At 66.3% G+C, this 20,529-nt stretch carries 16 protein-coding genes and 1 pseudogene; 2 read left to right on the top strand and 15 right to left on the bottom strand.

Annotated features, from left to right (window positions below):
* The 11 genes from WAS25_RS01940 to WAS25_RS01890 form a co-directional block, all read right to left on the bottom strand.
* On the bottom strand, positions 1-1,215 hold the full coding sequence (locus WAS25_RS01940; RefSeq protein ID WP_422309776.1) for an ABC transporter permease: 1,215 nt from the start codon (positions 1,213-1,215) through the stop codon (positions 1-3).
* Positions 1,216-1,383: 168 nt separating this feature from the next.
* Positions 1,384-2,601 (bottom strand): ABC transporter permease, encoded by a 1,218-nt coding sequence (locus WAS25_RS01935; protein ID WP_422309774.1) that lies wholly within the window; start codon positions 2,599-2,601, stop codon positions 1,384-1,386.
* A 13-nt stretch (positions 2,602-2,614) separates the two neighbouring features.
* On the bottom strand, positions 2,615-4,177 hold the full coding sequence (locus tag WAS25_RS01930) for an efflux RND transporter periplasmic adaptor subunit (protein ID WP_422309772.1): 1,563 nt from the start codon (positions 4,175-4,177) through the stop codon (positions 2,615-2,617).
* Positions 4,178-4,329: 152 nt separating this feature from the next.
* Positions 4,330-5,829, bottom strand: a complete 1,500-nt coding sequence (locus tag WAS25_RS01925) for an NADH-quinone oxidoreductase subunit N (protein WP_422309770.1) — start codon at positions 5,827-5,829, stop codon at positions 4,330-4,332.
* Complete coding sequence (locus WAS25_RS01920; RefSeq protein ID WP_422309768.1) at positions 5,826-7,433, bottom strand: complex I subunit 4 family protein; 1,608 nt, start codon at positions 7,431-7,433, stop codon at positions 5,826-5,828. Before WAS25_RS01920 ends, WAS25_RS01925 begins: the two co-directional genes overlap by 4 nt.
* Before the next feature lie 8 nt (positions 7,434-7,441).
* Positions 7,442-9,346, bottom strand: a complete 1,905-nt coding sequence (nuoL, locus tag WAS25_RS01915) for an NADH-quinone oxidoreductase subunit L (protein WP_422309767.1) — start codon at positions 9,344-9,346, stop codon at positions 7,442-7,444.
* Between the two features lie 7 nt (positions 9,347-9,353).
* Positions 9,354-9,674: an NADH-quinone oxidoreductase subunit NuoK gene (nuoK, locus tag WAS25_RS01910; protein ID WP_422309816.1), complete on the bottom strand. Its 321-nt coding sequence runs from the start codon at positions 9,672-9,674 to the stop codon at positions 9,354-9,356.
* A gap of 8 nt (positions 9,675-9,682) precedes the next feature.
* On the bottom strand, positions 9,683-10,177 hold the full coding sequence (locus WAS25_RS01905; protein ID WP_422309765.1) for an NADH-quinone oxidoreductase subunit J: 495 nt from the start codon (positions 10,175-10,177) through the stop codon (positions 9,683-9,685).
* An 8-nt stretch (positions 10,178-10,185) separates the two neighbouring features.
* Positions 10,186-10,749, bottom strand: a complete 564-nt coding sequence (locus tag WAS25_RS01900) for a NuoI/complex I 23 kDa subunit family protein (protein WP_422309763.1) — start codon at positions 10,747-10,749, stop codon at positions 10,186-10,188.
* 12 nt (positions 10,750-10,761) lie between these two features.
* Positions 10,762-11,823: an NADH-quinone oxidoreductase subunit NuoH gene (nuoH, locus tag WAS25_RS01895; RefSeq protein ID WP_422309761.1), complete on the bottom strand. Its 1,062-nt coding sequence runs from the start codon at positions 11,821-11,823 to the stop codon at positions 10,762-10,764.
* A 149-nt stretch (positions 11,824-11,972) separates the two neighbouring features.
* Positions 11,973-13,682 carry a glutamine--tRNA ligase/YqeY domain fusion protein gene (locus WAS25_RS01890; RefSeq protein WP_422309759.1) on the bottom strand — a complete coding sequence of 570 codons (1,710 nt, stop codon included), beginning with the start codon at positions 13,680-13,682 and terminating at the stop codon, positions 11,973-11,975.
* A gap of 252 nt (positions 13,683-13,934) precedes the next feature.
* On the opposite strand from WAS25_RS01890, the gene WAS25_RS01885 reads away from it, so the two are divergent.
* Entirely contained in the window at positions 13,935-15,701 is a 1,767-nt protein-coding gene (locus tag WAS25_RS01885) for a YncE family protein (RefSeq protein ID WP_422309757.1), read from the top strand.
* Positions 15,702-15,758: 57 nt separating this feature from the next.
* Here the strand turns inward: WAS25_RS01885 and proC are convergent, their stop codons facing one another.
* The 4 genes and pseudogenes from proC to WAS25_RS01865 form a co-directional block, all read right to left on the bottom strand.
* Entirely contained in the window at positions 15,759-16,574 is an 816-nt protein-coding gene (gene proC, locus WAS25_RS01880; protein ID WP_422309755.1) for a pyrroline-5-carboxylate reductase, read from the bottom strand.
* A 17-nt stretch (positions 16,575-16,591) separates the two neighbouring features.
* Entirely contained in the window at positions 16,592-16,936 is a 345-nt protein-coding gene (locus WAS25_RS01875; RefSeq protein ID WP_422309753.1) for a hypothetical protein, read from the bottom strand.
* A complete protein-coding gene (gene gltX / locus WAS25_RS01870; protein WP_422309751.1) occupies positions 16,936-18,408 on the bottom strand; it encodes a glutamate--tRNA ligase in 1,473 nt (490 codons plus the stop codon). Before gltX ends, WAS25_RS01875 begins: the two co-directional genes overlap by 1 nt.
* 379 nt (positions 18,409-18,787) lie before the next feature.
* Positions 18,788-19,360 (bottom strand): annotated as a pseudogene (locus WAS25_RS01865) (GTP-binding protein); the annotation flags it as partial.
* 146 nt (positions 19,361-19,506) lie between these two features.
* Here WAS25_RS01865 and WAS25_RS01860 point away from each other — a divergent pair.
* Positions 19,507-20,496: an FHA domain-containing protein gene (locus tag WAS25_RS01860; RefSeq protein WP_422309749.1), complete on the top strand. Its 990-nt coding sequence runs from the start codon at positions 19,507-19,509 to the stop codon at positions 20,494-20,496.
* The last annotated feature ends 33 nt before the right edge of the window (positions 20,497-20,529 follow it).

Raw genomic sequence — 20,529 nt, 5'->3', positions numbered from 1 at the left:
CTACTCGTACCTCAGCGCGTCGATGACCTTCAGCTTCGCCGCCTTCAAGGCAGGAAGGAAGCCGGCGAGTACGCCCACGCCGCAGCTGAAGCCAATGCCGAGCAAGACCGCCCAGGGCTCCACCACAGCTGGCACTTGGACCTTCTGAAGGATGGCGATGGTCACCAGGGCCAGCGCCGCACCGAGCAATCCGCCCAGGGTGGCCAGGACGACGGCTTCGGTGAGGAACTGCCAGAGGATGCTTCGCTGCGTGGCCCCCAGGGCTCGCCGGATGCCGATCTCCCGGGTCCGCTCGGTGACACTCACCAGCATGATGTTGGAAATCCCGATGCCGCCCACCACCAGGGAGATGCTCGCGGCCACAGCGAGGAGGGCTGTGAGGATGCCAGCCTGCTCGGACTGGAGTTTCATCACGTCATCCTGCTTGCGGATCTGGAAGGGTTCCGGATCCTGGGTCGCCACCTTCAGGTGCTGGCGCAATAAGGAGATGATCTCGGCTTCAGCCAAGGCTGCCTCACCTTCATGGGCGCTCACGAGAATCCGCTGGATGGTGTCCCGGCCCATGACCTTTCGCATGACGGTGGTGTAGGGGCTGACCAGCAGGTCGTCCTGGTCCCCCCACATCCCCGCACCCTTGGGCTCGAGCACGCCCACGATCCGGAAGGGCAGGTCCCCGATGCGGATGGTGAGGTCCACAGGATCCTCGCCATCGGGGAAGAGGTTGGCCTGGACGGTCTTGCCGATAACGCACACCTTCGCCAGACCACGCACCTCGCGCTCGGTGAAGAACCGGCCCTGCTCCAACTCCCAGCCGCGGATCAGGAGGAATTCCGGTCCCGTACCCTGAATCTGGCTGATATAGCTGCGGTTCTGGTACACCACCGGCCGTGTGGTCGAAACCTGGGGTGTCGCGGCATGGATGCTGGAGTCAGCCAACTCCTCATGGATGAGCTGGGCGTCGTCATCCTTGAGAATCGCGGCACTGCCCATGGCCTGAGGTCCGTGGTGGGAATGGGTTCCCGGTGACCCCGGGAAGATGGTCAGCATGTTCGAGCCCATGTTCTGGATGAGGGCGAGGGTGGCTCGCTTGGAACCCTCGCCGATGCCGATCATGGCGATTACCGCGCCCACGCCCACGATGATGCCGAGCATGGTAAGCGAGGCTCGCATTTTGTTCAGGGTGATGGCTGAGAGCGCCATCTTGAGAAATGCCATCAGAGCCATCCGTCACCCCCTACCGGCCCCACGCCTTTGCCGTGGCCGTCGGCCAAAGGCACCGTGTGAACACCGGGCCCTGAATTCCCCACCAGGACCATGGCCCCTCCAGGACGCGAGGAAACCATTGTCCTACAGACCTCCAGGGCTCCCTCAGGAACCCCGGGATCACTCATAGCGCAACGCGTCGATCACATCCAACCGCGCGGCCTTCAGGGCCGGCAGGAAGCCTGCCACCACGCCCACCAGGCCACTGAATCCCAGACCCAGGACAACGGCCCAGCTCTCGGTGACGGCGGGCACTTGGAACTTCTGGAGGATGCCGATGGCACCCATGGCGAAGCCCACACCGATGAGCCCGCCCAGGATGGAGAGCACGATGGCCTCGACCAGGAACTGCCAGAGGATGTTGCGCTGGGTGGCACCCAGCGCCCGGCGCACACCGATCTCTCGGGTGCGCTCGGTCACGCTGACCAGCATGATGTTCGAGATGCCGATGCCGCCCACCACCAGGGAGATGCTGGCGGCCACTGCGAGCAGGGCTGTGAGGATGCCGGCCTGCTGGGTCTGCATCTGCACGATGTCGTCCTGCTTGCGGATCATGAAGGGGTTGTCATCCTTGGGCGGCGTCTTCATCCGCTGCCGGAGCAGGGCGGTGACTTCGGCCTCGGCCAGTTCGGCCTTCCCTTCCTGGGCGCTCAGCATGATCTGCTGGATCTTGTCGCGACCCATGATCTTCCGCATCACGGTCGTATAGGGCGCCACGATGAGGTCGTCCTGGTCGCCCCACATGCCGGCGCCCTTCTTATCAAGGACACCCACCACCTGGAAGGGCAAGGCCCCAATGCGCACGGTCTGACCCACGGGGTCGTCCCCGTTGGGGAAGAGGTTGTCCTTCACGGTCGTCCCCAGCACGCACACCTTGGCCATGCCCCGGACTTCCGCGTCCGTGAAGAAGCGCCCGCCCTCCATGTCCCAGCCCCGGATCTGGAGGAAGTTGGGATTCGAGCCCTGGATGGAGGTCACGTAGTTGCTGTTCTGGAAGATGACCGGGCGGGTGGTCCGCACCAGCTGGCTGGCCGCCACCACGCTGCTTCCGGCGAGTTCCTGCTCGATCAGGGGCACATCGCTCTCCAGGAGGATGTCGGAACTGCCCATGGCCGAGGGGCCGAAGCGGTTGCTGCCCTGGCCGGGGAAGATCTGGAGCATGTTGGAGCCCATGTTCTGGATCAGGGCGATGGAGGCCCGCTTGGAGCCCTCGCCGATGCCGATCATGGCGATGACCGCGCCCACACCCACGATGATGCCGAGCATAGTGAGGAAGGCCCGCATCTTGTTGCGGGTGATGGCAAACAACGCAAGCTTCAGGAACTCCATGGGAGACATGGTTGACCTCCGGCTAGCGCCGTCCGCCACCGGGCGCGCCGCCCAGCGGCGCCGGTGAAGCGCCGGCCTGCTTCGCGGTATCGACCCCCACGAGGACCTGCAGACCCTCCGTGAGCCCTTCGCCCGACACTTCGGTGAACTGGCCGTCCGAGATGCCCGCCTTCACCACGATGCCCTTGGGCTTGCCGTTCTCCAGGACCCAGATGCGGTCCTCGCGACGGGCCACCATGCCCCCGCGGCTGCCCGTGCCGGCCTGGGCGCCGGCGGGTCGCTGCCCCCCTCCCATCATGGCGGGCTGGCCCAGGCGCGGGCCTTCCGTCTTCTTCTCGTCCTTGATGAAAGCGGCCGGGTTGAAGCGCAGGGCCGCGTTGGGCACGCGGAGGACGTCCCGGCGCTGGTTGGTGCTGATGGTGACGTTGGCGGTCATGCCGGAGCGCAGGGCCAGGCTCCCCGTGAACTTCGGTCCCCCCAGCTGGCTGGCGCCGCCGGGGACGCGGGCCAAGGCCTTGGGATCGCCGGCTGGCGCAGAGGACGCGGCCGGCATCGCCTGCATGGCGCCGGCTGCCTGCCGCTCTTTGAAGCGCTTCAGAAACTGGTCCTTGGTCACACCCTGGGCAGTCATGCGGTCCTTCATGCGGTCCCAGGCCTTCTCGGGGTCTGGCGCGCCTTCACCCGCGGGGGCCCCGCCTCGACCAGGATCGCCGCCCCTGCCCTTCTGGGCCATCGGCGCGGAGGGCGTGCCCTTGGCATCCTCCTCCGAGCCCGGCAGGGTCTCATTCGGGACGATCATCTCAACGACATAGTTCACGACGTTCTGGGTGGTGACGGGTTCCTGACGGACCAAGCTCACCGTAGCCGTGAACTGCTTGTCCGGCAGGCTGTCCACCGTGAACATGGCCCGCTGGCCCACCTTCACCTCGTCGATGTCGGATTCCCCGATGTTCACCTGGACCTTCATCTTCGACAGGTCCTGGGCGATCTGGAAGAGGTTCGGCGTGCTGAAGCTGGCGGCCACGGTCTGGCCCACATCGGCTAGGCGGGAGATGACCACGCCGTCCACCGGGGCCGTGATGTTGCAGTAGTCCAGATTGGCCCTGGCGCGGTCCAGGGAGGCCTTGGCGTTCTCCATGTTGGCGGACGCGGTCTGGTAGGCCACCTGCTTGGCTTCCAGGTCCTGGTCGGCCAGCAGCTTCTCCGCCGCGAGACGCTTGGCCCGCTCGTACTGGCGCTTGGCATCGTCCATGTTGGTCTTGGCCCGCTCCAGCCCCGCCTTGGCATCCGCCAGTTGGGTCTCCCAGATGGTGGGATCGATCTGGGCGATGAGCTGGCCCTTCTTCACGATGCTGTTGTAGTCCACGTAGAGGGCCGAGATCACCCCGGAGACCTGGGTGCCCACGGCCACCTGCACCACTGGGCTCACCGCCCCCGTGGCATTGATCCGCTGGGTGATGTTGCCCCGTTCGACCTTCCCCGACCGCCACTTGATCTCGTCCTTGGGCCGGGTCCACACATAGGCGGTTCCGCCTGCCACCAACGCCACGCCGATTCCGAGTCCGATCCAAGTGTTCCGCTTCATGGTGCCAAACTCCAGGTGTCAACAGGATCAGCGCAACCCCAACCTTAACCTTCGCATAACGAGGTATGGACCACCAGCCTGTGTTCCGAGGGGAGACCGAATGGCCTTTTGCGGGGGTCGAACGGTGGAATGGGCGGATCGGGCTGCAGGACTCAGCGGATGAGCCCGAGGCCATCCACCAGGGCGCGGCGGGCGAACCCATCCGCCAGGAAGGTCTGCAGGAAGCCGCCCAGTAGGACGATCACCGCGCAGACCAGCACCGTGGCGCCGGCCAGGGGCGCATGGACCTCCGGGCGGTCGGAGGCCAGACGCTCGGCTTCGGCACTGGGCGCCTGCAGGAAGAGGGCCACCAGGAAGCGCAGGTAGTAATACGCAGACACCAGGCTGGCCAGCACGCCGAGAATGGCCATGCCCACATGGCCGGTGCCCACCAGTTCGCGGAAGATCATGTACTTGCCGTAGAAGCCGCCCATCGGGGGGATCCCGGCGAGGCTGAGCATGAAGATCACGGCGGCCACGCCCATGGCCGGTCGCTTCCAGCCCAGGCCCCGCAGGTCATCAAAGGTGGTGTTTTCGCCCACGAGCCCGAAGGCCGTCAGCAGGCCGAACGCGCCCATGTTCATGGCCAGGTAGATGACGAGGTAGTACAGCATGCCGGTGTAGGCGGCCGGTGTGCCCGCCACGAAGCCCAGCAGCAGGTAGCCCGCATGGCTGATGCTGGAGTAGGCCAGCATGCGCTTCACGTTGGTCTGCACCAGGGCCGTGAGGTTGCCCAGCACCAGGGTGGCCACGGCCAGCACGGCCACCACGGCCTGCATCTTCACGCCCACCGCGCCCAGGGGGGCGAAGCTGCCGGGGAAGATGCGGAGCAGGGCGATCAACGCCACGCCCTTGGTGGCCACGGACATGAAGCCCGCGATGGGGTGGGGCGAGGCCTCGTAGGCATCAGGCGTCCACTGGTGGAAGGGTACGGCCGACACCTTGAAGAGGAACCCCATGAGCATGAGGGCCGCTCCGGCCAGGACCAGGGGATCCAGGGCCAGCCCCCGGGCCTTGAGGGTGAAGGCCGCGGCCGTCAGGTCCAGCGTGCCACTCAGGCCGTAGATCAGTACGCCGCCCATGAGGAAGCAACTGGAGGCCACGGCGCCCGTGAGGAAGTACTTCATGCCGCCTTCCGCACTCTCCGTGCGGGCCCGGACCGTGCCCACCAGGGCGTAGAGGGGGATGCTGAAGAGCTCGAGGCCCAGGAAGAGGACCACGAAGTGCGAGGTGGAGGCGAAGAGCAGCATGCCTGTCACAGAGAAGAGCAGCAGGGAGAGGGTCTCCCCTTTCACCCAGCCCTCCTGGTGGAAGTGGTCCCAGCTCTGGAGGATGGCGAGGGCCGCGGCCACCAGCACGAAGATGCTGGTGAACTGGGCCAAGCGGTCCATGCGCAGCTGGAAGAAGCTTGGCTGGGCTCCGGTGTTCCAGAGGCTGGTCAGATACCAGAAGCTGGCACCGACGGCCAGGAGGGCGGTGCAGTACATGGCCGCCCGGATCCACTTCGCCGTGCCCTGGTCCTTGTCGAGGGCCATCAACGGAATCAGGCAGGCGCCCAGGGCCGGGATGATCAGCGGCAGGAGGGCCGCCCACTGGCTGGGAGTGAGGTTCATCGGTGCACCTCGTGGGCGGCGGGTTCGGCATGCCCCTCGTGCGCAGCCGGAGCATGGGTGGCCGGTGCCTCATGCACGGCAGGCTTCAGCACGAAGGTGCGGATCTCCGGCGCCTTGGCGTCCTTCAGCAGGGCCGTCACAGGCGCCTCGCTGATGGCCACGAAGGTCTTGGGATGCACGCCCATCCATATGATCAGCACCACCAGGGGCAGCAGCACCGCGATCTCGCGGGCGTTCAGGTCGCTGTGGAGGTGGTGGGTGCCGCTGTCCTCATCCTTGTTCTCGAGGCCCCAGAAGACCCGCTTGAACATCCAGAGCATGTAGACCGCGCCCAGCAGTACGCCGGAGGTGGCCAAGCAGGCGTAGAGGCGGCCCCAGCTGAACCCGGAGAGGAAGGTGCCGTTCAGGATCCAGAACTCGCCCACGAACCCGTTGGTGAGGGGGAGGCCGATGGAACTGAGGGTGACGATGAGGAAGAAGGTGGTGAACACGGGCATCTTCGTCACCACGCCGCCGAAGTCGGCGATCATGCGGGTGTGGGCCCGATCGTAGAGCATGCCCACCAGGAGGAAGAGCGCGCCGGTGCTGATGCCGTGGTTGAGCATCTGCAGCATGGCGCCCTGGGTGCCGATCACCGTGAACGAGGCCAGGCCCAGCATCACGAAGCCCATGTGGCTCACGGACGAGTAGGCCACCAGCTTCTTGATGTCCCGTTGCACCATGGCGACCAGCGCACCGTAGACGATGGCGATGACGCTGAGCAGGGCCAGGGGCTTGGCGTAGTGCATGGCCGCCTGGGGGAACATGGGGATCGCGAAGCGGATGAAGCCGTAGCCACCCAGCTTCAGGAGCACGCCTGCCAGGATGACCGAACCCGCCGTGGGCGCCTGCACGTGGGCATCCGGCAGCCACGTGTGCAGCGGGAACAGCGGCACCTTGATGGCGAAGGCCACGGCGAAGGCGAGGAAGAGCCAGCACTGGACGCTGAAGGGCAGCAGCGTGGCCGCCTGGCCCATGAGCGTGGGGTTGAAGCCGCCAGCCTTGTTGGCCAGGTAGAGCAGCGCCACCAGCCAGAGCAGGGAGCCGCCCAGGGTGTAGAGGAAGAACTTGTTGGCGGCGTAGCGCCGCTCGTCGCCGCCCCAGACACCGATCATGAAGTACATCGGGATGAGCATGGCTTCCCAGAACAGGTAGAAGAAGAACAGGTCCTGGGCCATGAGGGCGCCCAGCATGCCGGTCTCCAGCATGAGGAACAAGGCCGCGAAGGTCCCGATGCGGTCCTTCAGGCTGTTCCAGGTGCCCATCATGGTGAGGGGCACCAGGAAGGTGGTGAGGAGCACCAGCCAGAGGTTCAGGCCGTCCACGGTGAGGGCATAGTCCACAGGCAGACCCACCAGGGTGAACCAGGGGGCGCGCTCAGTGACGACCGCCCCGCCGTGCCCCAGGAGCCAGGCGAGGCTGAGGGCGAAGACGGCCAGGGCGCCCATGAAGCCCAGCATCCGGGAGAGGCGGCCCAGGGCGTGGGGCAGCGCCAGGATCACGAAGCCGAGCAGCGCCGGCGCGAAGACCAGGAAGGAGAGGGGATGGGAGGTCAGCCAGGTCATCGCCCCACCTACTTCAGGAAGACATAGAGGAGGACCGCGGTGCCCAGCGCCATGCTGAGCGCGTAGTTGCGCACCCGGCCGGTCTGCAGGAGGGCGGTGAAGTCGCCGAAAACCCGCGTGAGGGCGCCCGGCAGGTTCACGCCCACGCCGTCGATGAGGATGACGTCGAAGAGCTTCCACAACAGGTTGCCGAACCAGCGGGTGGGCCGCAGCAGGTAGAGCTCCACACCCTCGTCCACGTAGTACTTGTTCAGCAGCAGGTTGTGGACGAAGGGGAACTTCGCGGCAAAGGCCAACTCGGGGGCGGGGCCGTTCTTGAAGGTCTTCCAGCCCAGGAAGCCGAAGCCGAGACCCAGGCCCGTGGAGATGACCGCCAGCAGCACGGCCGGCCCCGCGTGGTGGCCATGGGCCGCATGGGTCTGGCCATAGGTGAGGGCCGGCTTCAGCCACTCGCCCACGGCGAAGTGCCCGCCGAAGGCCTCGGGCACGCCCCAGAAGCCCCAGAACAGGGAGCCCAGGGCCAGGACCATCAGGGGCAGGGTCATGGTCAGGGGGCTCTCGTGGGCGTGGTCATGGGCGTGATGGTCCCGCGGCTCGCCCCAGAAGGTGAGGGCCATGAGGCGCCACATGTAGAAGCTGGTACAGCAGGCGCCGAGGACACCGATCACCCAGAGGGCCGGGGATTTCAGGAAGGCCAGGTAGAGGATCTCGTCCTTGCTGAAGAAGCCCGAGGTGCCGGGGAAGCCCATGATGGCGACGGTGCCGGCGACCATCGTGATGAAGGTGATCTTCGTCTTCGATTTGAGGCCACCCATCTTGAACAGGTCCTGTTCGTGGTGCAGGGCGTGGATCACGCTGCCGGCGCCGAGGAAGAGGAGGGCCTTGAACCAGGCGTGGGTGAAGACATGGAAGAAGCCAGCCGCGAAGCCCGAGGCGCCCAGGCCCAGGAACATGTAGCCCAGCTGCGAGACCGTGGAGTAGGCCAGCACCTTCTTGATGTCGCGCTGCACCAAGCCGATGGTGGCGGCGAAGAGCGCCGTGGCACCGCCCACCCAGGCCACCACGTCCATGGTGATGGGGGCCAGCGTGAACACGGGCGCCAGACGGCAGATCATGTAGATGCCGCTGGTGACCATGGTGGCCGCGTGGATGAGGGCGCTGACGGGCGTGGGGCCCGCCATGGCGTCCGGCAGCCAGAGGTAGAGGGGAAGCTGGGCGCTCTTGCCCGTGGCGCCGAAGAACAGCATCAGCGTGGCAAAGGTGAGGACGCCGAAGCCCACTTCGGGGGCCAGGTGGCCCGCCTGGGTGAGGATATCGGACACCGTCAGGGTGCCGAAGGCGGCGAAGAGGACCAGCATGCCGATGGACACGCCCAGGTCGCCCACGCGGTTGGTGAGGAAGGCCTTGAGCCCGGCATCCGGCGCGAAGTCCGTCTCGTAGAAGTAGCCGATGAGCAGGTAGGAGCAGAGGCCGACGCCCTCCCAGCCCACGAACATAAGCACCAGGCTGGAGCCCAGCACCAGCGTGAGCATGAAGAACACGAAGAGGTTCAGGTAGCAGAAGAACCGGTAGTAGCCCTCGTCCTCGTGCATGTAGCCCACGGAGTAGAGGTGGATGAGGAAGCCGATGCCCGTGATGACCAGCATCATGGTGCCACTGAGGGGATCGATGGTCAGGCCGAAGGGGACGCTCAGGGAACCCGTGGCCATCCACTCGCCGTAGTTGAGCACCAGGCGGTGGTCCGGCATGCCCTTCATGGCGAAGAAGGCCGAAGCGGCCAGGAGCAGGGAGCCGAGGACCACACCCAGGCCGACGACCGTGACGGCACCCTTGCCGGCGCGCTTGCCCAGCAGGCCATTGAAGGCCGAGCCCAGCAGGGGGAGGATCGGAATGAGCCAGTAGTACTTGTTCATCGCATCCTCACTGCTTCAGGCTGGCGGCCCGGTCCGAGTCGGTGGTGTCCCGGTGACGGTAGAGGCCGATGACCAGCGCCAGACCGACGGCCGCCTCGCAGGCGGCCACGGCGATGATGAAGAGGTAGAACACCGTGGCCTGGCTGTCTCCCCCGCGGAAGCGGGCGAAGGCCAGCAGTGCGACGTTGGCCGCGTTGAGCATGAGCTCCACGCCCATGAACTGCATGAGCAGGGTGCGCCGGAGCAGCACCGCCGCCAGGCCGATGGCGAAGAGGAGGAGGGCCACAAGTAGGTACCCCTGGAGGCCGCCCTGGAGGATCGCGTCCATGCCGGTCATCACAGATTCCTTTTCGTCAGGGCGACCGCGCCGATCATGGCCGCCAGCAGCAGCAGGCCCGCCACTTCGAAGCCCAGCAGGTGGTCGGCGAAGAGGGTCACGCCCACCTTCTGCAGGGTCATGGCCTCGGGCATGGCGGCGCCACTCTGGGCCAAGGTCTTCAGGCCGGGCGAGGCCAGCACGAGCTTCACGGCACCGACGGCCAGGGCGGCGACCAGGGCCACAGAGACCCAGCGCTGCACGGGCCGGGAGGACTGTGCCTTCTCCTCCTCGTGGCTGTTTAGCATCATGATCACGAAGAGCACCAGCACCATGATGGCGCCCGTGTAGACGATGATCTGGAGGGCGGCGGCCACGGGGTTGGCCAGCAGCACGAAGAGGCCCGCCACGCCGAAGAAGGCGGCCACCATGAACAGGCCCGCCACGATGACGTTCTTCTGGAGCAGCATCCCGAGGGCGCCGAGGAGGGTGATGAGGGCGAAGGTGATGAACATGGCCGCTCCTACATCACGATCGTGCGGCGGGGCACGGTGGGGGTGGGGTCCTGGCTGATGCGGTCCTTGCCGTCGGTCTCGGCGTAGGTGTTCATCAGGTCCCACTTGCCGTACTGCATGGAAAGGCGGTCGTAGGCGGCCACCTCGTAGTCCTTGCGCAGCCAGATGGCGTCCTTGGGGCAGGCCTCCTCGCACATGCCGCAGTAGATGCAGCGCAGCATGTCGATCTTGAACTGGGCCGGCCGCTTCTCCTCGAAGCCCTGGGTGATGTTCAGGTCGCTGAACTCCTCGGCCTCGATGCTGATGCAGCGGGCCGGGCAGGCCTCCTGGCACATGAAGCAGGCGACGCACTTGATGGCGCCGTCCTCGAACCGCTTGAGCTCATGGAGGCCCCGGTAGCCGTCGGGCATCTCCTTCTTCATCTCGGGGTACTGGATGGTGTAGCGCTTCGAGGTCGGGGTGAAGAGCTGCTTGATGAAGTGCTCGAAGGTGATGGCCATGCCCTTCATCACCGGCCAGACGTAGGTGCGGTCCAGCCAGCTCAGTTCGGCTTTCTTGACGACGACGCCCATCGCCCCCCCCCCTCAGTGGCCCTGGCTCATGCGCCAGGCGTGGAAGACCAGGTTGACCATGGACAGCGGCAGCATCCGCTTCCAGCCGAGGTTCATGAGCTGGTCGTAGCGGAAGCGGGGCACCGTCCAGCGGATCCAGACGAAGACCCAGGCGAAGAAGACCAGCTTCGCCACGAAGCAGGCCACGGACAGCAGGACCGAGGGATCCTTCACGAAGGGCACCTGCCAGCCGCCGAAGTAGAGCGTGGCGATGAGGGCCGAGGCCGTCATCATGTGCGAATACTCGGCCAGGGCCAGGAGGCTGTACTTCATGCTGCCGAACTCGGTGTTGAAGCCCGCCACGATCTCGCTCTCGCCCTCGGCGAAGTCGAAGGGCAGGCGGTTGGTCTCGGCGAACATGCAGGTGAAGAACACGATGAAGCCCAGGGGCTGACGCACGATGTTCCAGGTCCAGGGCTGGTGGCCCTGGGCCCGGATGATCTCCGAGGGGTCATAGCCGCCGGTGGTCATGAAGATGCTGACCACGGCCAGGCTCATGCCGATCTCATAGCTGACCATGGCCGCAGAGGACCGCATGCCGCCGAGGATGGACCACTTGTTGTTGCTGGACCAGGCGGCCACCAGGACGCCGTAGACCGCCATGCCCCCGATGGCCAGGGGGTAGAGCATGCCCATGCCATTGCCGGGATCCAGCACCGAGAGGTGGTAGGTGGTGCCACCGCTCACGAAGCTCTTGCCGAAGGGGATGACCGCGAAGCCGAGCAGCGCAGGCACGAAGGCCAGGAAGGGCGCCAGGAAGAACAGCCCGCGGTTGGCGGCCGTCGGGATGAGATCCTCCTTGAAGAACATCTTGATGCCGTCGGCCAGGATCTGGGCGAGGCCGATGATCCGGATCTTCCCGAACAGCGCGGCTCGATTGGGCCCGATGCGGTCCTGGATCATGGCCGAACCCCGGCGCTCGACCCAGGTGAAGATCGCCGCCAGCGACATGACGCCGGCGAAGACGATGACGACCTTCAGAACCATCCAGGCGATGGCAGGCGTCGTATGCAGCAGGCTCGCAAGCTTGTCCATGGGCGGCTTCCCGGCAGGGCCGCCCGCGGGGAGGCCCAACCCATCGAGACTAGCAGAGCCGCGGGCTTGCGGACACGCAGGGAAACAACCCCCGGGGCCCCGATGCGACCTGGGTCACAGCCCCTGGCCGCCTTGGCCAGGGAACCCCCTCAACCCCTTGCCTCGATCTTGCTCCAGGAATCCTTCAACCCCACCGTCCGGTTGAACACCGGGACGCCCGGCTGGCTGTCGGGGTCCACGGTGAAATACCCGGTCCGCTCGAACTGGAAGCGCTCACCGGGCAGGGCGTCGGCCAGGCAGGGCTCGAGGCGGGCTTCGGTGAGAATCTCCAGGCTGGCCGGGTTCAGGAGGGCCTTCCAGTCCTGGCCCTCGGGCACGTCCATGGGGTCTTCCTGGGTGAAGAGCGGCTCATAGAGCCGCACCTCGGCCGGCACGGCATGGGCGGCACTCACCCAGTGGAGGGTGCCCTTCACCTTGCGGCCATCCGGGGCGTTGCCGCCCTTGGTGGCGGGATCCCACTCGCAGTGCAGTTCCACCACCTTCCCGGCGGTGTCCTTGACCACCTCACGGCAGGTCACGAGGCAGGCGCCCCGCAGGCGCACCTCGGCGCCCGGCGCCAGCCGGAACCACTTCTTGGGGGCCTCCTCGCGGAAGTCGTCCTGGTCGATGAAGAGCTCCCGGGTGAAGGGCAGCTTGCGGGTGCCCATGGCCTGGTCCTCGGGGTGGTTCGCCACCTCCACCTCGAAGGCCTCGGCTTCCGTCATGTTGGTGATGACGACCTTGAGGGGGCGCAGCACGGCCATGCGGCGGAGGGCGCGCTTCTCCAGGTCTTCCCGGATGCAGAACTCCAGCAGGCCCACGTCGGCCACCATGTCGCGCTTGGCCACGCCCACCCGCTCGGCGAAGGCGCGCACGGATTCCGGCGTGTAGCCCCGCCGGCGCAGGCCGCAGATGGTGGGCATGCGGGGATCGTCCCAGCCGCTCACGATGCCCTCCTGCACCAGTTGCAACAAGCGACGCTTGCTCATCACGGTGTAGGTCAGGTTCAGGCGGGCGAACTCGATCTGGCGTGGCAGGGGGCGCGGGAAGAACCTGCCGTCCACATCCTGCTCCAGGAACCACTCGTAGAGCGGTCGGTGGTCCTCGAACTCCAGGGTGCAGATGGAGTGGGTGATGGTCTCGATGGCGTCCGAGACGCCATGGGCGTAGTCGTACATGGGATAGATGCACCAGGCATCGCCCGTGCGGTGGTGGTGGGCCCGGCGGATGCGGTACATGAGGGGGTCCCGCAGGTTCATGTTGCCGGCCTGCATGTCGATCTTGGCCCGCAGCACCTTTGAACCGTCCGGGAACTCGCCGGCCTTCATGCGGCGTAAGAGGTCGAGATTCTCCTCGGGGCTGCGATCCCGGAAGGGGCTAGCCTTGCCCGGCACGTGGAAGTTGCCCCGGTACTCGCGGATCTCGGCTTCGCTCAGGTCGCAGATATAGGCCTTGCCCTGCCCGATGAGATATTCCGCATAGTCGTACATGAACTGGAAGTAATCCGAGGCGTAGAACTCGCCCTTCCACTGGAAGCCCAGCCACTGGACGTCCTCGCGGATGGAGTCCACGTACTCCACGTCCTCCTTCACCGGGTTGGTGTCGTCGAAACGCAGGTTCGTGGCCCCGCCGTAGGCCTTCGCCAGGCCGAAGTTCAGGCAGATGCTCTTGGCGTGGCCGATGTGCAGGTAACCGTTGGGTTCCGGCGGAAAGCGCGTGAGCACCCGCCCCCCGTGCTTGCCCGAGGCACGGTCAGCCTCGACGATCTCCTCGATGAAGTGGAGGTTCCGGGGTTCCTGCACAGTTCCGTCATTTGCCATGGGTTGTCTTCCAGTTCGTAAGCAGGTTGTCCGAGCAGGGAGCGCGCCGCCTCCAGTTTCCGTGGCCGGTTCCGATCCAGGCTGATCGAGCATTCTAGCGGGTTCCCGGCCTCAGGGCATGGTGGAAGCGCGGACTGGGCAGGGACTTGAATTTGAAGCACGAAAAGACGATCATTCGATCTTCTTCATTTGCTCGTTTTTTCCATCGACTCACTGCCCCCTGAGAGAGCATCTATGCGAATGAAATTCGGTTTGGCAGCAGCCCTGTCCATCCTGATCTGTGCCTGCGGCGGGGGAGGCGGCGGCAACTCGAGTCCCAGCCAGGGAACCGCCCCCACTCTGTCCAACCTGCACCTGTCGCCGGACGCGGCCGTGGTGGGCGACGGTGGCGGGTCCATCTACGCCACCCTCTCCATGAGCTTCTCGGATCCAGATGGAGATATCACGACCATCCGGATCAGCTCCGGCGGACAGTCCCAGGACTCCACCCTCTCCGGCACCACCGGCCTGAAGTCGGGGTCCGTCCAGGGCACCCTGGCCCTAAATACCACCACTGTGGGCAATTTCAGCTTCCAGGTGGCGCTACTCGATGCCAAGGGGCATTTGTCCAACCTCATGACCACCACCTTTGCAGTCACCCCGCAACCCGCCCCACCACCGACCATCAGCTTCCTCAACCCAAGGGCCGTGGTTACCGCCGGTCCCTCGTTCACGATGACGGTCACGGGCAGCGGTTTCTTCCCGGATTCTCAGATCTTCTGGAACGGTAGCCCCCGGACCACCACGTACCTGGCCCCGGACACCCTGAAAGCTGAGATCTCTGCACCGGACATCGCGACCGCCGGGACGGTCCAGGTCAAGGTCGTGAACCCGACCAGCGAAGGCGGGTCGTCCAGCCAGGTGCCGATCACCATCGGGTCCCTCAGCACCTTGATCGTTCCAGAGGTAGCCAATGACGTGGCCTGGGATGCCGCGCATGGCCTCCTCTACGCCTCCATCCCTAGCACCAGCGCGAAATACGGCAATCGGGTCGTGGCCGTCAATCCCGCCACTGGCGCCATCACGGCCTCGGTCTTCGCCGGAAGCGAACCCAACCGCCTGGCGGTCTCGGGAGATGGCCAGTTCCTCTATGTGGGCCTCGACGGAAGCAGTTCCATCCAGCGTTTCGCCCTCCCCGCCCTGACCCTGGATCTCTCCATACCCCTTCCGATGGACGGGTATTTCGGCCCCTACTACACCCTGGACCTGCAGGTGGCCCCGCTCTCACCCCGCACGGTTGCCGTCAGCTTGGCGAACAAGGGCGTCAGCCCGTCGGCCCAGGGGGGGATCGTCATCTTCGACGACGCCACCCCACGGCCCGTGCGGGCGAACGGCTGGTCCGGTGGCGGAAATCTCTACACCTCTCTCCAGTGGGGCCTCGATGACAAGGTTCTCTATGCGGCCAACAACCAGACCACGGGTTACAACTACTACATCCTCGCCGTGGACGCCGCCGGCGTGACGCTCACGAAGGACCTGATGTGGACCTTCTCCAGTTTCCAGAACGCCATCCACTTCGAGCCCACCACCAATCGCATCTATGCCGGCTCCGGACAGGTGCTGACGCCCTCGAGCGGCCAACTGGTGGGCTCATTCGCGGCCCAGGGCTCGATGATCCCCGTCGCCTCCCTGGCCTCTGCCTTCTACCTGACCTGGGACCCGCTCCTGTCCTACAGCTACAAGCTCCAGCGGTTCCACCTCACAGAGTTCACGCTGAAGGACACCCTGACCCTGCCCCTGCCTTCCGGAGTCTATTACCCACCATCCCGGCTGGTGGGCTGGTCTGGCCCCGGCCTTGCCTCCTGCGGCAATGGGCACCCCCTCAGCATCCACAGTGGGCCCTTCGTGGCCGGCACCACCGGTGGTGCCACCGTGCAGAAGACTTCGGTCATCCCTGCCACGCCGAACCACCCCAGTCAGGCATCCGCCCCACCCGTGGCGGGGCGCTTCATCCTTGAGGATTTCCGGATCCAGGAATAGGCCGGCGATTCGGGAGTAGCGCCCAGGACTCCGGGCTCGCGCCCAGGGCCCTGGGACTCAACCCAGCCCCGCCGCCACCTGGGTGGCGCGTTCGATGCCCCGGGCCACGACGGAGCGGATGCGGCCGTCCTCGAGGACCATCAGACCGGCGATGGTGCAGCCGGCGGGCGTGGTCACCTCATCCTTCAAGGCAGCGGGATGACGGCCCGTCTCCAGCACCATGGAGGCGGCGCCCAGGGTCATCTGGGCGGCCAGCTCCACGGCCACGGCCCGGGGCAGGCCGCACTGGACGCCGCCCTCAGCCAGGGACTCGAGGATGACGAACATGAAGGCCGGGCCGCTGGCGCTGAGGCCGGTGACCGCGTCCATGTGCTTCTCGTCCAGGTCCATGACCCGGCCCAGGGGCTCGAAGAGGGCCCGGGCCGCGGCCAACTGGGCCTCGGTCACGCCCGGCCCTGGCGCCAGGACCGTCATGCCCTTCCGGATGGAGCAGGGCGTGTTGGGCATGGCCCGCACGAGGGGGGTGCCTCCAGGCGTGTGGGCCGTGAGGAACTCCAGGGTGGTGCCCGCCGCGATGGACACCACCAGGGGGCGGTGGTCCAGGGCTCCGGCCGCCGTCAGGCCGTCAAGCAGGCCTTTCAGTTCCTTTGGCTTCACGCAGAGCAGCACGACCTCGGCGCCCTTGGCCGCAGCCTCCACCTGGTTCGAGAGGTCGATGCCGAGGGCCGCCGCCCTGGCCTTGCCGGAGGCCGGATGCGTATCGGCGGCCTGGATGCGGGCGGCCGGGTAGCCCGAGGCTTCGACCAGGCCGGCGCTGATGGCTTGGCCCATGGTGCCGAAGCCGAGGATGGCGAGCTTGGGGGACTGGCTCATGGATGCTCCTCTGAAGGCTACTGGTCCCGCCCCTGGCCCAGGGTCCACCAGGCGCAGTCCTCCAACCCGGTGACCACGAAGCCCTTCTGCAGCTCCGAGATGCGCTGGACCTGGGTGCGGACGGCGGTGTGGAAGCCCGTGGTGATCTCGCCGGGGCCCGACTTCACGCCGAAGTAGAAGTCGGACTGCTCCAGGCCGAGGCGCAGCACCGTCTCCTGGAGGGCCTCCCGGTGGTCTAGTCCCTCGGGGATGCCCTGGATCACCTGCACCATCTCGTCGGCGATGATCGTGGGGGCATAGGTCGCCGTGCCCTGCTCTTCCAGCACGGTCAGCGTGAGGTGGGTGAACTCGTTGAGGTCCATCAGAGCCAGCGCCCCAGCCGCGCCACGACTTCATCCCGGCCCACCACCATGAGGGTGTCGAAGATGCCCGGGCTGACGGGCCTGCCGCACAGGGCCACGCGGAGGGCCTGGGCCAGGTCCTTGGTCTTCAGGCTATGGCGCTCCAGGATGGCCGCGAAGGCCGTCTCCAGCCCGTCGTGGGTGTAATCCGTCAGCGCGGCCACCTCGGCGAGGGCCGGCTTGACGGCGGGCGTCAGGAACTTCTCCACGGCCTTCTCATCGAAGGCGGCGGGCCGCTCGAAGGTGAAGCGCAGGGCCTCGGCCATGTCGGTGAGGGACTTCCCCTTCTGCGTGCACTGGATGGCCTGGGCCTTCCAGGCGTCCGGCTTGGCACTCCAAGCTTCGGGCATGAAGGGCCGCAGGTGCGGCTCCAACTCCTGCCAAGGGGAGCGCTGGATCAGCTTCTGGTTCAGCCACTGGAGCTTGTCCATGTCGAAGCGGGCGGCGCTCTTCTGGCAGTCGGCCAGGTCGAAGAGCTGGATCATCTGCTCGTCCGTGAGCAACTCCTCCTCGGCACTCTCCACGGCCTTGCCGTCGATCTTCGGCGTCCAGGAGAGCCGGGCCAGGGCCAGGCGGACGGCGGAGGGCAGCAGACCCATGGCCTGGTACTCCGTGATGCTGGTGGCGCCGTGGCGCTTGCTGAGCTTGGCGCCGTCGGCACCCAGGATCATGGGCACGTGGGCGAAGGCGGGCAGTTCCGTTCCGAAGGCCGCGAACAGCGGAATCTGCTTGGGGGTGTTGTTCAGGTGGTCGTCGCCGCGGATCACGTGGGTCACTTCCATGTGGGTGTCGTCCACCACCACGCAGAAGTTGTAGGTGGGCACCCCGATCTCGCCAGGGCCATCGCCGGTGCGGGCGATGATCCAGTCGTCCAGGCTGTCCGCCGGGAAGCGCGTGTCGCCCTTGATGAGGTCGGGCACCACGATGTCGCCCTCCTCGGGCATGCGGAAGCGGATGGCGGCCGGCTCGCTGGCATCGTGGTTCACGGCGGCACAGCCCTTGCCGCGATCCAGGCCCCGGTTGTACTGGAAGACCTTGCCCGCGGCCTCCACGGTCTTGCGGCGCTCCTCGATGGCCTCGCGGGAGCAGCGGCAGCGGTAGGCCAAGTTCCGGTCAAGCAGGTCCTGGATCTTGGCGCGGTAGAGGTCCATGCGCTGCATCTGCCGGTAGGGGCCGTGGGGGCCCTTCCACTGGCTGGGTTCGCCCACCACCGGGCCCTCGTCCCAGTCCAGGCCGCACCAGGCCATGCCCGCTTCGATGATGCGGATGTTGTCGTCAGTGCTGCGGGAGAGGTCCGTGTCCTCGATGCGCAGGATGAAGCGCCCCCCGTGGCGGCGGGCGAAGAGCCAGCAGAACAGCGCCGTGCGCACCCCGCCGATGTGGAGCATGCCCGTGGGCGAAGGGGCAAACCGGGTGACGATCTGGCGGGACATGGTGGAGCCTCGATGACGAATGCTCCAGTGTGCCCGAAGAAGCTTTAGTCTTCAGTCCTCAGTCCTCAGGAATGAAGACTTACTTGATATACAGCTTCAGCCGGATCTCCACAGGGGAGTCCCCGCTGAAGAGGCTGCGGTCCAGCACGACCGGGACTTCCACGACGCTGCTGTGGGGCATGTGCCCTGGGGCCGGGGCATGGGGATGGGCGGGCGGACCGGACTCCACCGGGATCTCGTCGATTTCCTCGAGCAGCTCGCCGGCGGAGAGCTCTTCCACTTCCAGGGGTTTGGTGGACGGGGCCGTCGGGGGCTGGGGCGGCGGACCCCCCAGAAAGACCGGAGGTTCTTCCACGACACCGCCGCCGTACTTCTCGGCGAGGCTCCTCAGCACCAGCTTCGCCACGCCCGTAAGGGTCTCCTTGACGCCTTCCCCGCGCATGGCGCAGGCCTCGAAGGTGGGCGCGCCGAAGAGGTTCACCTCCCGCTCCAGGGTCGCCACCGGCAGGGCATTGGGCGTATCCCGCTTGTTCCACTGGATGACGTGGGGGATCTTCTCCAGGTCCGCGCCCTGGTCCTTGAGGTTGGTAATCAGGTTCTGGAAGCTCTCCTTGTTGCTTTCCAGGGCCGGAGCCTGGGAGTCGGCGACGAACACCACCGCGTCGGCGCCGCGAAGCACCAGCTTGCGGGTGGCGTCATAGAAGACCTGGCCCGGCACTGTGTAGAGCTGGATCCGGGTCTTCATGCCCCGGATGGTGCCCAGTTCGATCGGCAGGAAGTCGAAGAAGAGGGTGCGGTCCGTCTGGGTGGCTAGGGACAGCATCTTGCCGCGGCCATCACCCGGCAGGGTGTCGTAGACATGCTGGAGGTTGGTGGTCTTCCCGCACAGGCCGGGGCCGTAGTAGACGATCTTGGCCGTCAACTCCTTGGTGGCCGCGTTGAAAAGCACCATGCCTGCACCTTGTCTCGTGGGGGAAGATTGGCGGGTCCGCCTCGGCCCGTCAAGAAAGAAGCGTGATTCGCGCGGGATCCCCAACCTATCCCAGTGCGCCCGGGATGCGGTACACTTCGGCCCATCCCACCTTCCCGAGGGTTCCCATGGCCAAACTGCTGGTGCACGAAAGCGCGGGCATCCGCGAATTCGAAATCATCGACAACGAAGTCCACATGGGCCGGGAGCTGGACAACACCCTCCGCCTGCCCGATCCGAGCATCAGCCGGCACCACTGCGTGATCCGCAAGGTCGGCGGCGGCTTCGAGATCCAGGACCTGCAGAGCAGCAACGGCGTGCTGGTGAACGGCAACCGGGTCCAGGCCTCCCCCCTGCGGGACGGCGACCGCATCACGCTGGGGCAGGTGCAACTCACCTTCCAGGATCCTCGGCCCGAGGTGGCGGCCACCGTGGCCATCAGCGCCATGGACGCCCCCCCGCCCAGCGGCACCGTGCGCATGTCCGCCGACCAGCTGGCGGCCATCCACACGGGCAAACCCCCCATGGAGGACGAGCCGAAGCTCCAGATCCAGACGCCGGATCAGGTGGCCACGGGCCCCGTGCCCTCCACCCCCAAACCCATTCCCCCGGTGGCACCACCGGCGCCCAGACCTGTGCCGGCCGCTCCAACCTCCAGCGGACCCATGCCGGCCTTCCTCGCTGGCTACCTGCCGCCCATCCCGGATGATGCGGTGCCCACCGGCGAGCGGGGGGATTTCCTGACCCGCTTCGTGGCCGTCCTCTTGGATGTGGTCCCCTTGATCGGGCTCTACATCGTGGCCTTCGTGCTGGCCTTCGTGCCCCTGGTGGGCTGCCTCGTCTTCCCCCTGATCGGCCTGCTTGGCTTCGCCTACACCTTCCTCTTCATCCCTTACTGCGAGAGCCACTTCGGGGGGTCCTTCGGCAAGAAGATCATGAAGCTGCGCATCGTCCCCGAGGACGACCCCCACGGCCGCATCGACCTGGGCACCGCCATCCTGAGGCGGGTGGGCCACGTTCTGAACTTCACCGTCGGCTACCTGCTTGTTCTCGGTGGTGATCGCAAGCACGTCGGCGACCTGATCAGCAAGTCGATCTGCATCAAGGTCGACCGCTGATGGGGGATTGAATCCGGAGTCGGCGCCCGCAAC

It is taken from the genome of Geothrix sp. (assembly GCF_049292215.1).
Lineage (GTDB): Bacteria > Acidobacteriota > Holophagae > Holophagales > Holophagaceae > Geothrix.
The sequence above is the reverse complement of the archived record's forward strand: the minus strand, read 5'-3'. Positions and strand labels throughout refer to the sequence as shown.

What these genes read in the sequence shown, in the direction of transcription:
- WAS25_RS01940 (WP_422309776.1), bottom strand. Translation starts at nt 1,215, where the DNA reads ATGGCATTTCTCAAGATGGCGCTCTCAGCCATCACCCTGAACAAAATG.
- WAS25_RS01935 (WP_422309774.1), bottom strand. Translation starts at nt 2,601, where the DNA reads ATGTCTCCCATGGAGTTCCTGAAGCTTGCGTTGTTTGCCATCACCCGC.
- WAS25_RS01930 (WP_422309772.1), bottom strand. Translation starts at nt 4,177, where the DNA reads ATGAAGCGGAACACTTGGATCGGACTCGGAATCGGCGTGGCGTTGGTG.
- WAS25_RS01925 (WP_422309770.1), bottom strand. Translation starts at nt 5,829, where the DNA reads ATGAACCTCACTCCCAGCCAGTGGGCGGCCCTCCTGCCGCTGATCATC.
- WAS25_RS01920 (WP_422309768.1), bottom strand. Translation starts at nt 7,433, where the DNA reads ATGACCTGGCTGACCTCCCATCCCCTCTCCTTCCTGGTCTTCGCGCCG.
- nuoL (WP_422309767.1), bottom strand. Translation starts at nt 9,346, where the DNA reads ATGAACAAGTACTACTGGCTCATTCCGATCCTCCCCCTGCTGGGCTCG.
- nuoK (WP_422309816.1), bottom strand. Translation starts at nt 9,674, where the DNA reads ATGGACGCGATCCTCCAGGGCGGCCTCCAGGGGTACCTACTTGTGGCC.
- WAS25_RS01905 (WP_422309765.1), bottom strand. Translation starts at nt 10,177, where the DNA reads ATGTTCATCACCTTCGCCCTCATCACCCTCCTCGGCGCCCTCGGGATG.
- WAS25_RS01900 (WP_422309763.1), bottom strand. Translation starts at nt 10,749, where the DNA reads ATGGGCGTCGTCGTCAAGAAAGCCGAACTGAGCTGGCTGGACCGCACC.
- nuoH (WP_422309761.1), bottom strand. Translation starts at nt 11,823, where the DNA reads ATGGACAAGCTTGCGAGCCTGCTGCATACGACGCCTGCCATCGCCTGG.
- WAS25_RS01890 (WP_422309759.1), bottom strand. Translation starts at nt 13,682, where the DNA reads ATGGCAAATGACGGAACTGTGCAGGAACCCCGGAACCTCCACTTCATC.
- proC (WP_422309755.1), bottom strand. Translation starts at nt 16,574, where the DNA reads ATGAGCCAGTCCCCCAAGCTCGCCATCCTCGGCTTCGGCACCATGGGC.
- WAS25_RS01875 (WP_422309753.1), bottom strand. Translation starts at nt 16,936, where the DNA reads ATGGACCTCAACGAGTTCACCCACCTCACGCTGACCGTGCTGGAAGAG.
- gltX (WP_422309751.1), bottom strand. Translation starts at nt 18,408, where the DNA reads ATGTCCCGCCAGATCGTCACCCGGTTTGCCCCTTCGCCCACGGGCATG.
- WAS25_RS01860 (WP_422309749.1), top strand. Translation starts at nt 19,507, where the DNA reads ATGGCCAAACTGCTGGTGCACGAAAGCGCGGGCATCCGCGAATTCGAA.